The 15,777-nt window shown below is 66.0% G+C and carries 12 protein-coding genes; 11 read left to right on the plus strand and 1 reads right to left on the minus strand.

What is annotated here, in order from left to right:
* Positions 1-39 precede the first annotated feature (39 nt).
* The 9 genes from bamA (at position 40) to AC3WTC_RS04265 (ending at position 12,840) form a co-directional block, all read left to right on the plus strand.
* The gene (bamA, locus tag AC3WTC_RS04225) at positions 40-2,403 is read left to right on the plus strand and encodes an outer membrane protein assembly factor BamA (RefSeq protein WP_025877671.1); all 2,364 of its coding nucleotides are present in this window, start codon (positions 40-42) and stop codon (positions 2,401-2,403) included.
* 422 nt (positions 2,404-2,825) lie between these two features.
* A complete protein-coding gene (gene lpxD, locus AC3WTC_RS04230; RefSeq protein ID WP_492710705.1) occupies positions 2,826-3,848 on the plus strand; it encodes a UDP-3-O-(3-hydroxymyristoyl)glucosamine N-acyltransferase in 1,023 nt (340 codons plus the stop codon).
* Positions 3,845-4,300, plus strand: a complete 456-nt coding sequence (gene fabZ / locus AC3WTC_RS04235) for a 3-hydroxyacyl-ACP dehydratase FabZ (protein WP_025877675.1) — start codon at positions 3,845-3,847, stop codon at positions 4,298-4,300. Before lpxD ends, fabZ begins: the two co-directional genes overlap by 4 nt.
* 19 nt (positions 4,301-4,319) lie before the next feature.
* On the plus strand, positions 4,320-5,111 hold the full coding sequence (lpxA, locus tag AC3WTC_RS04240; protein ID WP_312785768.1) for an acyl-ACP--UDP-N-acetylglucosamine O-acyltransferase: 792 nt from the start codon (positions 4,320-4,322) through the stop codon (positions 5,109-5,111).
* Positions 5,112-5,164: 53 nt separating this feature from the next.
* A complete protein-coding gene (gene lpxB, locus AC3WTC_RS04245; RefSeq protein ID WP_223482669.1) occupies positions 5,165-6,367 on the plus strand; it encodes a lipid-A-disaccharide synthase in 1,203 nt (400 codons plus the stop codon).
* Positions 6,364-7,035, plus strand: a complete 672-nt coding sequence (rnhB, locus tag AC3WTC_RS04250; RefSeq protein WP_032975781.1) for a ribonuclease HII — start codon at positions 6,364-6,366, stop codon at positions 7,033-7,035. The genes lpxB and rnhB overlap by 4 nt, the downstream gene beginning before the upstream one ends.
* Before the next feature lie 215 nt (positions 7,036-7,250).
* A complete protein-coding gene (dnaE, locus tag AC3WTC_RS04255; RefSeq protein ID WP_134832224.1) occupies positions 7,251-10,829 on the plus strand; it encodes a DNA polymerase III subunit alpha in 3,579 nt (1,192 codons plus the stop codon).
* A 58-nt stretch (positions 10,830-10,887) separates the two neighbouring features.
* A complete protein-coding gene (locus tag AC3WTC_RS04260) occupies positions 10,888-11,751 on the plus strand; it encodes a hypothetical protein (RefSeq protein ID WP_080149343.1) in 864 nt (287 codons plus the stop codon).
* A gap of 129 nt (positions 11,752-11,880) precedes the next feature.
* Positions 11,881-12,840, plus strand: coding sequence for an acetyl-CoA carboxylase carboxyltransferase subunit alpha (locus AC3WTC_RS04265; RefSeq protein ID WP_025877686.1), 960 nt, complete (start codon positions 11,881-11,883; stop codon positions 12,838-12,840).
* Positions 12,841-13,008: 168 nt separating this feature from the next.
* Here the strand turns inward: AC3WTC_RS04265 and AC3WTC_RS04270 are convergent, their stop codons facing one another.
* Complete coding sequence (locus AC3WTC_RS04270) at positions 13,009-13,464, minus strand: CopD family protein (protein ID WP_025877688.1); 456 nt, start codon at positions 13,462-13,464, stop codon at positions 13,009-13,011.
* Positions 13,465-13,612: 148 nt separating this feature from the next.
* Here AC3WTC_RS04270 and AC3WTC_RS04275 point away from each other — a divergent pair, with 148 nt between their 5' ends.
* Together AC3WTC_RS04275 and AC3WTC_RS04280 are read left to right on the plus strand one after the other, a co-directional pair.
* Complete coding sequence (locus AC3WTC_RS04275) at positions 13,613-14,209, plus strand: class I SAM-dependent DNA methyltransferase (protein ID WP_492710706.1); 597 nt, start codon at positions 13,613-13,615, stop codon at positions 14,207-14,209.
* A gap of 86 nt (positions 14,210-14,295) precedes the next feature.
* Positions 14,296-15,603: a polyhydroxyalkanoate depolymerase gene (locus tag AC3WTC_RS04280; RefSeq protein WP_080149345.1), complete on the plus strand. Its 1,308-nt coding sequence runs from the start codon at positions 14,296-14,298 to the stop codon at positions 15,601-15,603.
* Positions 15,604-15,777: the final 174 nt, after the last annotated feature.

The following is a 15,777-nucleotide window of genomic DNA, read 5'->3' on the forward strand; positions in this document are numbered from 1 at the left end:
TCCCTTACCAATGAAATCGACCTTCCTACCGGACGTGACATGACGCGACTCCCCAATCGCCGCCTGCTGGCCCTCGCCCTCGCCGCCGTCACCGGCGCTCCCGCCCTGGCCCAGGCAGCCGAGCCCTTCACTGTCAGCGACATCCGCGTCGACGGCCTGCAGCGCATCAGCTCCGGTACGGTGTTCACCTACCTGCCGGTCGAGCGTGGCGAGACGGTCACCGACAGCAAGGTCGGCGAGACCATCCGCGCCCTGTACAAGACCGGCTTCTTCGAAGACGTGCAGCTGGATCGCCAGGGCAGCATCCTGGTAGTGACCGTCAAGGAACGTCCGGCGATCAACAAGCTGACCGTCACCGGCAACAAGGACATCAAGTCCGACCAGCTGCTCAAGGGTCTGTCCGACATCGGCCTGACCGAAGGCGGCACCTTCGATCGCCTGAGCCTGGATCGCGTGACCCAGGAACTTCGCCGCCAGTACAACGATCGTGGCAAATACACCGTCGACATCACCCCGACCGTGAGCCCGCTGGACCGCAACCGTGTCGACATCGCCATCGCGATCAAGGAAGGCAAGGCGGCCAAGATCCGCCATGTCAACATCGTCGGCACCGAGAAGTACGACAGCAAGGACATCCTGGAGTACTGGGAGTCCAAGGAGCACAACTGGGCGTCGTGGTACCGCCGTGACGACCAGTACTCCAAGGAAAAGCTGTCCGGCGACCTGGAGAAGCTCAACTCCTGGTACCTGGACCGCGGCTATGTCGACTTCAGCATCGACTCGACGCAGGTGTCGATCAGCCCCGACAAGCGCGACATGTTCATCACCGCCGGCGTGACCGAAGGCGACCAGTACAAGATCTCCGAGATCAAGGTCAGCGGCGATACGATCCTGCCGCAGGAAGACGTCGAGCGCATGGTCGTGCAGAAGTCCGGCGACACGTTCTCGCGTGCCCTGCTGGAATTCAGCTCAGACTCGATCACCAACTCGCTGTCCAACATCGGTTATGCCTTCGCCAAGGTGAACCCGATTCCGACCACCAACCGCGCCGAGCAGACCGTGGCGGTCAACATGCAGGTCGTGCCCGGCCCGCGCGTGACCGTCCGCCGCATCATCTTCAAGGGCAACACCCGCACCTCCGACGAGGTGATGCGCCGCGAAATGCGCCAGTTCGAGAACAGCTGGTACTCGCAGGCCGCGATCGACCGTTCCAAGATCCGCCTGCAGCGCCTGGGTTACTTCGAGGCGGTGGAAGTGGAAACCCCGCCCGTCAGCGGCAGCAACGACCAAGTCGACGTCGTCTACAACGTCAAGGAAACCACCTCGGGCAGCTTCGTGTTCGGCCTGGGCTATTCGCAGTCCTACGGCATGACCACCTCGGTGCAGCTGTCGCAGAACAACTTCCTGGGCGGCGGCAACCGCGTGTCGGTCGAAGCTTCGCGCAGCAGCTACCTGCAGCGCTACGGCTTCAGCTACACCAACCCGTACTTCACCGATGACGGCGTCTCGCTGGGTTACAACCTGTCCTGGCGCGAACTGGACTACTCCGACTTCAACACCGCGCAGTACAACAGCACCAACGGTTCGGCGCAGGTGGTATTCGGCGTGCCGATCACCGAGACCGACACCGTCTCGCTGATGTTCGGCATCGACAGCAACCAGATCACCACGTACGCGGGCTCGACCCCGCAGTCCATCATCGACTACATCAATGTGATCGGGCGCCGCACGTTCCACTCCTGGCGCACTGAGCTGGGCTGGGCCCGCGACTCGCGCAACGACTACTTCATGCCGACCCGCGGTACCTACCAGCGCGTGGGCCTGGAAACCACGCTGCCCGGCTCGACCGTCGAGTACTACAAGCTCAACTACCAGATCAGCAAGTACTGGCCGATCATCCCCTCGCTGGTCATCAACACCCGCGCGGAAGTTGGCTACGGCGACAGCTATGGCAATGACAAGACCGCGATGGTGCCGGACAAGGATGGCAACCTGCGCTCGGTGACCGCGTCGGGCCTGCCGTTCTACGAGAACTTCTACGCCGGTGGTACCAACTCGGTTCGTGGCTTCGAGGACAACACGCTCGGCCCGCGCGAAGTCACCAACGGCTACCCGAACGGCCAGCCGCTGGGTGGTTCGCTGAAGACCGTCGGTTCGGTCGAAGCCTACTTCCCGCGCCTGTTCGACAGCCCGTCGGCCCGTGTGTCGGCCTTCGTCGACTTCGGCAACGTCTACAACGGCACCGACAACTTCAAGGCCAACGAGCTGCGCGTCTCCACCGGTGTAGCCCTGCTGTGGCGCGCCCCGGTCGGCCCGATCTCGATCAGCTATGCGTTCCCGCTGAAGAAGAAGGACGGCGACGAGATCGAACGTCTGCAATTCACGTTCGGTGGCCAGTTCTGAGGAACGACGTTCCTCAGAACTGATCCACCTCCGGTGAATTGCCCGCGCATTTCACCTATCCCCCGCGCCGCTGGCGCGCCCCCCTTAACAGAAGGGGGGCTTTCCACCAGACGGGTCTCGAATCGCCGGGCATTGCCCGGCGTTTTCGTTATTGAAGCGCACGCTGACGCCCGGTGAGCCGAGTATGGCTCGGTGCTGCAGGCGACTGTGGACGTTGGATCCGCTCGCGCGCGGAAGACTATCCGGCGATGGCGCAGGGGGCTGACCAGGACCGTTGGCGCCATGGATGGCGCCATCGAGCCCCCAGGGATGGGTTTACGGCGTGTCCTGGGCAGCCCCCTGCGCCATCGCCCCACGGATCAGCCAGGCGCCGGCTTTTGCTCCCGCATGACCGCAATGGCGTCACACGTTAAACTCCCGCCGTGAATACTCCTACCTACACCGCCCAGCAACTCGCCGATCAGTTCGGCCTGCAGGTCCATGGCGACCCAGGCACCGCCATCCATGGCGTGGCCACCCTCGCCCATGCCGGTGCCGGCCAGCTGACCTTCCTTGCCAATCCGCGCTACCGCGCCCAGCTGGCCGACAGCCAGGCCGGCATCGTAGTGCTGCGCACCGAGGATGCCGACGCGGCTCCCGGCACCGCGCTGGTTGCCAAGGACCCCTACACCACCTTTGCCAAGATCGGCGCGCTGTTCGACATCGCCCCGACCCGCCCGCCCGGCATCCATCCCAGCGCAGTGATCGATCCGCAGGCGCAGGTCGCCGCCAGCGCCCACGTCGGTCCGTTCGTCACCATCGGCGCACGCAGCGTCATCGGCGAGAACTGCATCATCGGCGCCGGCAGCATCATCGGCGAAGACTGCACCCTCGACAGCGGCTGTGAACTGATCGCCCGCGTCACCCTGGTCACCCGCGTCAAGCTGGGCAAGCGCGTGCGCATCCATCCCGGCGCCGTGCTGGGCGCCGATGGCTTCGGCCTGGCCATGGACGCTGGCAAATGGATCAAGGTGCCGCAGCTTGGCGGCGTGCGCATCGGCGACGACTGCGAGATCGGCGCTAACACCTGTGTCGACCGTGGCGCGCTGGAAGACACCGTGCTGGCCGAGGACGTCCGCCTGGACAACCTGGTACAGATCGCACACAACGTGCAGATCGGCGCCCACTCGGCCATCGCCGGCTGCACCGGCATTGCCGGCAGCGCCAAGATCGGCCGTTACTGCCTGCTCGGCGGCGCCGTTGGCGTCGTCGGTCATCTTGAAATCTGCGACAAGGTCGTGATCACCGGCAAATCGGTGGTCCGCAACTCCATCACCGAGCCGGGCGAGTATTCCTCCGGCACGCCCCTGACCGACAACCGCACGTGGCGCAAGAATGCCGCGCGCTTCAAGCAGCTCGATGCCCTGGCCCGTCGCATCCTGTCTGTGAGCAAGGAGAAAGAATGAGCCACACCCAGACCCTGCCGGACATGGCGCAGATCCAGACGCTGCTTCCGCACCGCTACCCGTTCCTGCTGGTGGACAAGGTGGTGTCGATCGACTATGAGAAGCGCACGATCGTCGCGACCAAGAACGTCAGCATCAACGAGCCGTTCTTCCAGGGCCACTTCCCGGGCCAGCCGATCATGCCCGGCGTGCTGATCATCGAAGCCATGGCCCAGGCCGGCGGCGTGCTGACCCAGTTGACGCTGGGCCGCGATGCGCAGTCCAAGCTGTTCTACATGGTCAAGGTCGACAAGGCCCGCTTCACCAAGCAGGTGGTGCCCGGTGACGTGCTTGAGATGCACGTGGAGATCAAGCGCGTGATCCGCAACATGGCCGTGTACGACTGCGTGGCCAAGGTCGACGGCGAAGTCGTCGCCTGCGCCGAGGTGCTGTGCGCCGGCACCCGCGAATGACCCTGGCTGGAGGTCCGAGATGAGCGACAACGCCCCCCTGATCCACCCCACTGCCGTGATCGATCCGTCGGCGCGCCTGGCCGACGATGTCCGCGTGGGCGCGTTCACGATCATCGGGCCGGACGTCGAGATCGGTGCCGGCACCGACGTCGGTCCGCACTGCAGCATCCATGGCCCGACCCGGATCGGCCGCGACAACCGTTTCATCGGCCATGTCGCGGTCGGCGGCGAACCTCAGGACAAGAAGTACGGCGGTGAACGCACCGAACTGGTGATCGGCGACCGCAACGTGTTCCGCGAGTTCGTCACCCTCAACCGTGGCACTGGCGGCGGCGGTGGCATCACCACCATCGGCGATGACAACTGGATGCTGGCCTACACGCACGTGGCCCACGATTGCCACGTCGGCAACTTCTGCGTGTTCTCCAACAACACCACGCTGGCCGGGCACGTGACCGTGGGTGACTACGTGATCATCAGCGGCTTCGCCGGTGCGCACCAGTTCTGCCGCATCGGTGCACATGCCTTCCTCGGCATGGGCGCGCTGACCAATGGCGACGTCCCGCCGTTCACCATGGTCGGCACCGACTCGCTGGGCCGCCCGCGCGGCATCAACAGCGAGGGCCTGAAGCGTCGCGGCTTCGATCCCGAACGCATCACCGCCATCAAGCGTGCCTACCGCACGCTGTACGTGGCGGGCCTGCCGCTGGCCGAAGCCAAGGCACAGCTGGCCGAGCAGGCGCGCGACAGTGACGACGTCAAGTCGATGCTGGACTTCATCGAGCACACCGAGAGGCACCTGCTGCGATGAGCAGCGCGACCGGCCAGGCGCCGGCCGGCGCCGAGGTGATTTCGCTGGCCTCGATGGCCGGCAGCGTGCCTGCACACCGGGTGCTCAGCGAGCGCCCGTTGCGGATCGCCCTGGTCGCCGGTGAAGCCTCCGGCGACCTGCTAGGCGCAGGCCTGGTGCGCGAACTGAAGGCCCGCTTCCCGCATGCCGAATTCGCTGGCATCGGCGGCGATGCCATGCGCAGCGCCGGCTGCCAGACCTGGCACGATGCCAGCGAACTGGCGGTGATGGGCCTGACCGAAGTCCTGCGTCATCTGCCGCGCCTGCTCAAGCTGCGTTCGGCCTTCCGCCAGCGTGCGCTGGAGTGGCAACCGGATGTGTTCATCGGCATCGACGCTCCGGACTTCAATCTGGGCATCGAACGCTGGCTGAAACAGCGTGGCGTGCGCACCGTGCACTACGTCAGCCCTTCGGTGTGGGCATGGCGCGAGAAGCGTGCCGAGAAGATCGGCAGCAGCGCCGACCTGGTGCTGTGCCTGTTCCCGATGGAACCGCCGATCTACGCCAAGCACGGCATCGACGCGCGCTTCGTCGGCCATCCGATGGCCGATGACATCCCGCTGCACGTCGACCGGGAAGCGGCCCGGATCGAGCTCGGCCTGCCCGCCTCGGCCAAGGTGCTGGCCGTGCTTCCCGGCAGCCGCCTGGGCGAGATATCCAAGCTCGGCGAAGCCTTCTTCGAGGCCGCCTGGCAGGTATCCGAGCGCATTCCCGGCCTGCACGTGGTGGTGCCGGCGGCCAATGCGGCCTGCCGGCGCCTGATCGAAGAGCAGCTGTCACGCTCGGCGCTGCCGGTGGCCTATTCGCATGTACTGGACGGCCAGGCACGCAACGCGATGATCGCCGCCGACGTGGTGGTGCTGGCCTCCGGTACCGCCACCCTGGAGGCGATGCTGGTGAAGCGCCCGATGGTGGTCGGCTACCGGGTCAACGAACTGACGTACCGCCTGGTGAAGGCGCTGGGGTTGATCAAGGTCGACCGCTTCGCCCTGCCCAACATCCTGGCCGGCCAGGACCTGGCGCCAGAGCTGATGCAGCACGACTGCACGCCGGAAAAACTGGCCGCCGCCATCCAGCAGTGGTTCGACCATCCGCAGCGGATCGCCGACCTGCAGGGCACCTACGCGCGCCTGCATGAACGCCTGCGCCGCAATGCATCGGCGCGCGCAGCCGATGCCGTTGGCGAGCTGCTGGTGCGCGGCCAGGAAAAGGCATGAGCCGCCGCCACGCCGCAGCCGCCAGCCTGGCCTTGTTCGATGGTGCCGCGGTGATCGACCCCGGCCACCGCATCGCCGGTGTCGACGAAGCCGGACGCGGACCGCTGGCCGGCCCTGTCGCGGTGGCAGCAGTGGTGTTCGATCCACAGCGGCCACGACTGAACGGCCTGGATGATTCCAAGCAGCTGACCGCAGCCCGCCGCGAGCAGCTGCATGACCGCATCCTCGACCGCGCCCTGGCCTGGCACGTGGTGCTGGTGGACGTGGAAGCCATCGATCGCCTGAACATCTATCAAGCCACGCTGCAGGGCATGCGCGATGTCGTCGCGGCGGTGGCCCACGTGGCCGGCTTCGCCCGCATCGACGGCAACGTGGTGCCCAAGGGGCTGGTGCTGCCGGCGCAGGCGCTGGTCGGCGGCGATGGCATCGACCGCGCGATCATGGCGGCCTCGATCCTGGCCAAGGTCTCGCGCGACCGCTACATGCTGGACCTGCACGCACGCCACCCGCAGTACGGCTTCGACCAGCACAAGGGCTACGGCACCCCGGCGCATCTGGCCGCCCTGCGTGAACACGGCCCATGCGCGGAGCACCGGCGCAGCTTCGCCCCGGTGCGCGAGTGCCTGGAGGCGCCGCCGGCTGGGGCGGCCGCCATCGCGATCGCCTGAACGTTCGCCGGGCATGGCCCTGCGCTACCACGGCAACATGAACGTCCCCGGTAGCGCCGTGCCATGCCCGGCGGCATTGGCGATATCGCGCACCGTCAAGTCCTTGTCGCAACCCCCTGCCCTCGCTACCCTGACCGGGCACTCCAGCGCTTCCCGACCCCGGCGACGATTCCCGCGTCTGCACCCGGGGCCTGCGCGCTCCAACCTGGTCCGGCATGTCCAACTCCCGCTTCGTACATCTCCACGTCCACACCGAGTTCTCGCTGGCGGACTCCACCATCCGCGTGCCGGCCAAGCCGGACCAGGCTGACCCGAAGAAGGCCAAGCAGGCCAACCTGCTGTCGCGCTCGGTCGAACTCGGCCTGCCTGCGCTGGCGGTGACCGACCTCAACAACCTGTTCGCCCTGGTCAAGTTCTACAAGGCCGCCGAAGGCGTGGGCATCAAGCCCATCGCCGGCGCCGACGTGATGATCGCCGAAGAAGGCCAGGACCCGTGGCGGATGACCCTGCTGTGCCGCGACCGCGAGGGCTACCTGAGCCTGTCGCGTCTGCTGACCCGGGCATGGATGGAAGGCCATCGCCCCGAGGGCGGCGTGGCGGTGCATCCGGACTGGCTGAAGGCCGGCAACGCCAACCTGTTCGCCCTGGCCGGCCGTGACAGCCTGGCCGGGCGCCTGGCCCTGGATGGCAAGCACGATCTGGCCGAGCAGCAGCTGGCCGACTGGCAGCGCGTGTTCGGCGACGGCCTGCACCTGGAGCTGACCCGCACCGGCCGCGATGGCGAAGAGAGCTTCAACCAGTTCGCGCTGATGGCCGCCGGCCAGCGTGGCCTGCCGGTGATCGCCAGCAACGACGTACGCTTCCTGTCACCGTCCGATTTCAGCGCGCACGAAGCCCGCGTGTGCATCTCCACCGGCCGCGTGCTGGATGACCCCAAGCGCCCACGCGAGTACAGCGACCAGCAGTACCTGAAGTCGGCCGAAGAGATGTGTGCGCTGTTCGCCGACATCCCCGATGCGATCGACAACACGCTGGCGCTGGCCGAGCGCTGCAACATCGAGATGCGCTTGGGCACCTACTTCCTGCCCGACTATCCGGTGCCCGACGAGGAGACGCTGGACAGCTGGATCCGCAGCGAGTCGCGCAAGGGCCTGGCCGCACGCCTGGAAAAGAATCCCATCGCGCCCGGCATGACCGCGCAGGATTACAGCGACCGCCTCGAGTTCGAGCTGGACACCATCATCAAGATGGGCTTCCCCGGCTACTTCCTGATCGTGGCCGACTTCATCCAGTGGGGCAAGGCGCAGGGCATTCCGATCGGCCCGGGCCGTGGTTCGGGTGCGGGTTCGCTGGTGGCGTGGGCACTGCAGATCACCGATCTGGACCCGCTGCCGTACAACCTGCTGTTCGAGCGCTTCCTCAACCCCGAACGCGTGTCGATGCCCGACTTCGACATCGACTTCTGCATGGACCGCCGCGACGAGGTCATCGACTACGTTGCGCGCAAATATGGCCGCGAGCGGGTCAGCCAGATCATCACCTACGGCACCATGGCGGCCAAGGCGGTGGTGCGCGACTCCGGCCGCGTGCTCGGCTTCCCCTACGGCCTGGTCGACGGCGTCGCCAAGCTGATCCCGAACATCCTCGGCATCTCGCTGAAGGATGCGATGGGTGAGGGCAAGGACAGCGAGATGGCTTCGCCCGAGCTGATCCAGCGCTACCAGAGCGAAGACGACGTCCGCGACCTGATCGACCTGGCGCGGCAGCTGGAGGACCTGACCCGCAACGCCGGCAAGCACGCCGGTGGCGTGGTGATCGCGCCCGAGCCGTTGAGCGAGTTCTGCCCGCTGTTCGCCGAACACGATGAAGACGGCCGCGGCAAGAATCCGGTCACCCAGTTCGACAAGAACGACGTTGAAGAAGTCGGCCTGGTGAAGTTCGACTTCCTCGGCCTGCGCACGCTGACGATCATCGACTGGGCGGTGAAGGCGATCAACAAGCGCCATGAGCGCGCCGGCATTCCGCCGGTGGACATCACCCAGCTGCCGTTGGACGATGCGCCCACCTACAAGGACATCTTCGCCTCGGGCAATACCGGCGCGGTGTTCCAGTTCGAATCCTCGGGCATGCGCCGCCTGCTGAAGGACGCCAAGCCCGACCGTTTCGAAGACCTGATCGCGCTGGTGTCGCTGTACCGACCTGGCCCGATGGACCTGATTCCCTCCTTCGTCGACCGCAAGCACGGGCGCGAAGACGTGGAGTATCCCGATCCGCGCACCGAGCGCATCCTGCGCGACACCTACGGCATCATGGTGTACCAGGAGCAGGTGATGCAGATGGCGCAGATCGTCGGCGGCTACTCGCTGGGCGGCGCCGACCTGCTGCGCCGTGCGATGGGCAAGAAGGTGCCGGCGGAAATGGCCAAGCACCGCGAGATCTTCCGCGAAGGTGCGGCCAAGGACGGCGTCGGCGAAGCCAAGGCCGATGCGATCTTCGACCTGATGGAGAAGTTCGCCGGCTACGGCTTCAACAAGTCGCACGCCGCCGCCTACGCGCTGGTGAGTTACCAGACGGCCTGGCTCAAGCGCCATTATCCGGCCGAGTTCATGGCCGCGACGCTGTCTTCGGACATGGACAACACCGAAAAGGTGGTCGGCTTCCTGGACGAGGTGCGCAACCTCGGCCTGACCGTGCTGCCGCCGAAGGTGAACCAGTCCGCCTTCATGTTTGAAGCGTCTACGCCGGACACGATCCAGTACGGCCTGGGGGCGATCAAGGGCGTCGGCCAGGGTGCCTGCGAAGCGGTGGTGGACGAACGCCTTCGCGGCGGCGACTACACCGATCTGCTCGATTTCTGCACCCGCATCGGTTCGGCCAAGCTCAACCGGCGCACGCTGGAAGCAATGATCAACTGCGGTGCGCTGGATGAGTTGGGCCACAACCGTGCCTCGCTGATGCTGCAGCTGCCGGAAGTGATCAAGGCCACCGAACAGATGGCGCGCGAGCGTGCGTCCGGCCAGAACTCGCTGTTCGGCGGCCCCGAGCCGGGCGTGCAGGCCATCCACCTGGAGCTGCAGGAAACCGACGAATGGCCGTTGCTGCAGCGCCTCAACGGCGAGCGCGACACGCTGGGCTTCTACCTCAGCGGCCACCCGTTCGACCCGTGGCGCGATGACGTGCGCGATCTGGTCGGTACCGACCTCGGCTCGGTGGAAAAGATCTGGAGTGCCAACAGCAACAGTGGTGGCGGCGAGAAGCGCTGGCGTCCGGAAGTGCAGACCGTGCTTGCCGGCCAGGTGGTCGGCGTGCGCCGCAAGGGCGAGAGCCAGATCTTCATCCAGCTGGAAGATGGCCGTGGCCGCGTCGAATGCAGCGCGTTCTCCGATGCCATGGCCGAGTTCGGCCACCTGATGACCAAGGACCGTATCCTGGTGGTCAAGGGCGGCCTGCGCGAAGACGAATTCAATGGCGGCTTCGCACTGCGCATCCGCCAGTGCTGGGACTTCGACGAGGTCTGTGCGAACTACGCCACGCGCCTGTCGCTGCGGTTGGACCTGCGCCATCAGCGGCCGGTGTGGGAGCGCATCGACGCCCTGCTCGACCGCCATCGCCCCGGCCGCACGCCCCTGCGCCTGGACCTGCTGCTGAAGGGCCCCGATGGCGGCATCGCCGGCATGCTCGATGTTTCCGGGCAGAGCGCGGTGCGCGTCGATTCCAAGCTGATGGAGGCGCTGCGCGCCGAACCGGCAGTGCGCACGCTGAAGGTGCGCTACAGCCCGCCATGGGCCAGCTGAGGCTGGCCCCACCCCGTTTCCGCTTTCCCGCTGCATACGTCAAGGACGATTGCCCGTAATGAAGAACCTGCTGTTGCCGATGATGGCCGCGCTCGCGCTGGCCGGCTGTTCCTCCAAGGTCGATTTCGAGATCGACAACCCGACCGATGCGCCGCTGGCGATCAGCATCGATGGCAAGGACCTGCCGGTGGCCGCGCACGCGTCGCGACCGATCAGCCTGGCTGCCGGTGAGCATCACCTGCATACCGACCGCCTGGGCGATGTGCGCTTCATCGTCTACGCCGACGGCCGCGGCGGCCTGATCAATCCCAGCCTCAGCGAGTACGTGACGGCGCGCGAGATCTATGTGACCGGCGAGGACAAGCTGAAGAACTTCGGTGTCAGCGGCCTGGGCATCGAGCTGGGCGGCGTCGAGTTCAAGGGACCGTTCGAAAAGCACCACGGCCTGTTCATCGACAAGACCTGGAACTTCGGCGTGCGCGAGCCGTTCCCCGAGGAGCAGGTGGTTGCGCACGTGGACTCGACCGGCGGCCGGATCAGCACCAAGATCTTCACCGCGCCCGAGTTCATCACCTACATCGAGGCCAGCATGGGCGAACCCGGTGCCTACAAGCGCGAGCAGCCCGCCGGCTACGTGGCCCCGGCCTACACGCTGGAACCGGCGCCGGCGCTGCCCGCGCTGGACCCGGCCTTCGAGGCCCATGCCGGTCCGGTGCGCGACATCTATGCCCGCTGGCTGAAGGCCACCACGGCCAGCGAGCAGAAGGCCCTGCGCAAGGAAGACTTCCAGGCGCAGATGGCCTTCACCCAGGCCACCATGACGCTGGGCGCGAAGCTGCCGGTGGCGGCCAACCAGGCCTACAACGACTTTGTGACGATCCGCAGTACCGAAATGGCCCGCAGCGCGCTGGTCCTGCCCTGAACCGGCGGCCGGCGGACCGACTGGCGCCGCCGGCCCCCACTGCGCTACCGTCGGCTTCCAGACGAAGGCGTACGGGCCGTTCCTGCGCATTCGGCTAGAATTCCCCTCTTCTTTACACGACGGCTTCCGATGAATCCGAACTACCTCGACTTCGAGCAACCCATCGCCGACCTGGAAGCCAAGATCCAGGAACTGCGCAACGCCAGTGCCGGGCCGGCGGTCAATGTCGAGGCCGAAGTGCATGCGCTGCAGGACAAGCTGCGCGTGCGCACCGCACAGATCTTCCGCAACCTGACCTCGTGGCAGGTGCTGCAGCTGGCCCGCCATCCGTCGCGCCCGTACACCGCCGACTACATCCGCATCATCTGCGATGAGTTCCAGGAACTGGCCGGCGACCGTGCCTTCGCCGACGACAAGGCGATCATGGGCGGCCTGGCCCGCATCAATGGCCGCTCGGTGATGGTCATCGGCCACCAGAAGGGCCGCGACACCAAGGAAAAGATCAAGCGCAACTTCGGCATGCCCAAGCCCGAGGGCTACCGCAAGGCGCTGCGCCTGATGAAGATGGCCGAGCGTTTCGGCCTGCCGGTGCTGACCCTGATCGATACCGCCGGCGCCTGGCCGGGCATCGATGCCGAGTCACGCGGCCAGTCCGAAGCGATCGCGCGCAACCTGATCGAAATGGCCGAACTGAAGGTGCCGATCATCTGCACCGTGATCGGTGAAGGCGGCTCCGGTGGCGCACTGGCGCTGGGCGTGGGCGACCGTACCGTGATGCTGGAATACGCGGTGTACTCGACCATCACCCCGGAAGGCTGTGCTTCGATCCTGTGGAAGGATGCCGGCAAGGCCAAGGATGCTGCCGAGCAGCTGGGCCTGACCGCGCCGCGCCTGAAGGGCCTGGGCCTGGTCGACAAGGTCGTGCGCGAGCCGACCGGCGGCGCCCACCGCAACCCGACGCAGATGGCCAAGCGGCTGAAGGCCGTGCTGCTGAACGAGCTGGACGCGCTGGATGCGCTGTCCACCGAAGAGCTGCTGGACCAGCGCTACAAGCGCCTGCGCAGCTACGGTACTTACGAAGCGGCGTAAGCCCCGTGCTGCCAGCTGCTAGACAAGCTTGGTAGTGCCGGCCGCTGGCCGGCAACATGCAGGGGATTACAGAAACGAAAGAGCCGGGCAGATGCCCGGCTCTTTTTGTTTGTGCCTCGCGCGGCATCCACGCATGGCGTGGATCTACCAGAGGCAAATGACGCCCCCTCAGAACGGCTTGGCCAGCACCAGCCAGACGATCGGGATGAAGGCCAGCAGCGGAATCTCGTTGATCCAGCGCAGCGCGCGCGAGGATGGCAGGGCCCTGCCCTTGGCCACGCCTTTCAGCAGCCGCCCGATCCAGATGAAGTACGCCAGCAGCACCACCACCAGGCCCAGCTTGGCGTGCAGCCATCCCGCGCCACCCGGGGCGACCATGGTCGGGAAATCCGGAATCACCTTGTAGCCCAGCCACAGCACCAGGCCGAGCACGAACGCCAGGCCGAACATCGAATGGCCGAAGCGGTACAAGCGCATGCCCATCAGCTGCAGGCGCTCGACCACCGCCGGCTGCCCCGCCGTCTCGGACAGGTTCACCAGGATGCGCGGCAGGTAGAACACCGTGGCCATCCATGCCACCACGAACACGATGTGGAAGGTCTTGACCCAGTAATAGCTCTGCATGCGCTCGCTCCGGCGGCTGGCGTGGATGTCCGCCATTCTCGCATGCGCTGACGAGGCCACCTCACGTGCAACCGCCGCGACACATCGACGCATGACGTGCTGCAACGCCGTACGATAGGCGCCGATTTCACGACTGCACCGGACCGCCATGGACAAGACCTACGACGCCGCCTACTTCCAGCGCTGGTACCGGCACGCCGACATCGGCGGCAGCGCGCGCCTGGCGCGCAAGGTCGCCCTCGCCGTGGCGACGGCCGAGTACTACCTGGAACGACCGATCCGCAGCGTGCTGGACATCGGCTGCGGCGAAGGTGCGTGGCGCGCACCGCTGCTGAAACTGCGTCCGAAGGTCGAATACCTCGGTTTCGACAGCAGCGAGTACGCTGTGCGCCGCTACGGCCGCACCCGCAACCTGCACCTGGCCAGCTTTGGCGATTTCGCCTGGCTGCGGCCCTGCGCCCCGGTCGACCTGCTGATCTGTTCGGACGTGATGCATTACGTGCCCAACCGCGAATTGCGCGCAGGCCTGGCCGGTGTCGCCGAGCTGACCGCAGGCGTTGCGTTCCTGGAGACCTTCGCCGCCGAAGATGAATTCGAGGGCGACCATGACGGCTTCCAGTCGCGTCCGGCCCGCTGGTACCGGCGCGAGCTGACGCGCCAAGGCCTGCAGGCAGTCGGGTCCCACCTCTGGCTGGGGCCAGCACTGGCCGATGAAGCGGCCACACTGGAGCAGGCGGCCCGCTGAATACGATCAGTGCGTCTGCTTAACGTCCGGGACAGTCGGATGCGCTATGCTGCGCGGCAACATAAGACCATACATATTCGGTCGGCATGCTCTATCAACTGCACGAACTGACCCGCAACCTGCTCGCCCCCTGGGTGCACCAGGCCCAGGCCAACGCCAAGTTCTTCGCCAACCAGGGACACTGGTGGTCGCAGATGCCCGGCGCTGATCGTCTGGCGGCGGTCAATGAGCTGTTCCATCGCATCGGCAAGGATTACGAGAAGCCCGAATGGGGCATCAACGAAATCGAGGTCGAGGGCGAGCGCGTGCCGATCGTGGTGCACGAGGAACTCAGCAAGCCGTTCTGCAAGCTGCTGCGCTTCAAGCGCCACAGCAATGAAGCCGACCAGCTGCACACCATGCTCAACCAGCCGTTCGTGCTGGTGGTGGCGCCGTTGTCGGGTCATCACGCCACGCTGCTGCGCGACACCGTGCGCACGCTGCTGCGCGACCATCGCGTCTATGTGACCGACTGGGTGGACGCGCGCATGGTGCCCGGCAGCGAGGGCGAGTTCGGGCTGGACGACTACATCGCCTACATCCAGGAGTTCATCCGCCATCTTGGCGTGGAGCGCCTGCACGTGGTGAGTGTCTGCCAGCCGACCGTACCGGTGCTGGCCGCGGTTTCATTGATGGCCAGCCGCGGCGAACCGACGCCGCGCACGCTGGTGATGATGGGTGGCCCGATCGATGCGCGCTGCAGCCCGACCGCGGTCAACAACCTGGCCACGCAGAACCCGTTGTCGTGGTTCGAGAACAATGTCATCCACACCGTGCCGGCCAGCTATCCCGGTGCCGGCCGCCGCGTGTATCCCGGTTTCCTGCAGCACGCCGGCTTCCTGTCGATGAATCCCAGCCGCCACTTCAGCTCGCACTGGGATTTCTACACCGACCTGGTGAAGGGCGACCTGGAGGATGCCGATGCGCACCGTCGCTTCTACGACGAGTACAACGCGGTGCTGGACATGCCGGCCAAGTACTACCTGGACACCATCTCCGTGGTGTTCCAGGACTTCCTGCTGCCGCGTGGCGAGTGGGTGGTCAACGGCGAAAAGGTCGACCCGTCGGCAATCCGCGATACCGCGCTGCTGAGCATCGAAGGCGAGCTGGACGATATCGCCGGCCTCGGCCAGACCGAAGCGGCGCAGGCACTGTGCAGCGGTATACCGGCCGAACGCCGTGAACACTTCATCGTGGATGGTGCCGGCCATTACGGCATCTTCAGCGGCCGCCGCTGGCGCGAAGTGGTGTACCCGAAGGTGCGTGACTTCTTCGCCGCGCATGCTGAAGCCCCGGCATCGAAGGCCACGAAGAAGAAGAGCAACGTCACCCCGCTGCGCCGCAAGGCGGGGTAGCACGTCCCTGGTGGATGCCAACCTTGGTTGGCGCTTTCGGTAGATGCCAACCTTGGTTGGCGCTTTCGGTAGATGCCAACCTTGGTTGGCGCTTCTGGTAGATGCCAACCTTGGTTGGCGCTTTCGGTAGATGCCAACCTTGGTTGGCGCTTCTGGTAGATGCCAACCTTGGTT

The organism is Stenotrophomonas sp. FW305-C-20-S1, from assembly GCF_058783335.1.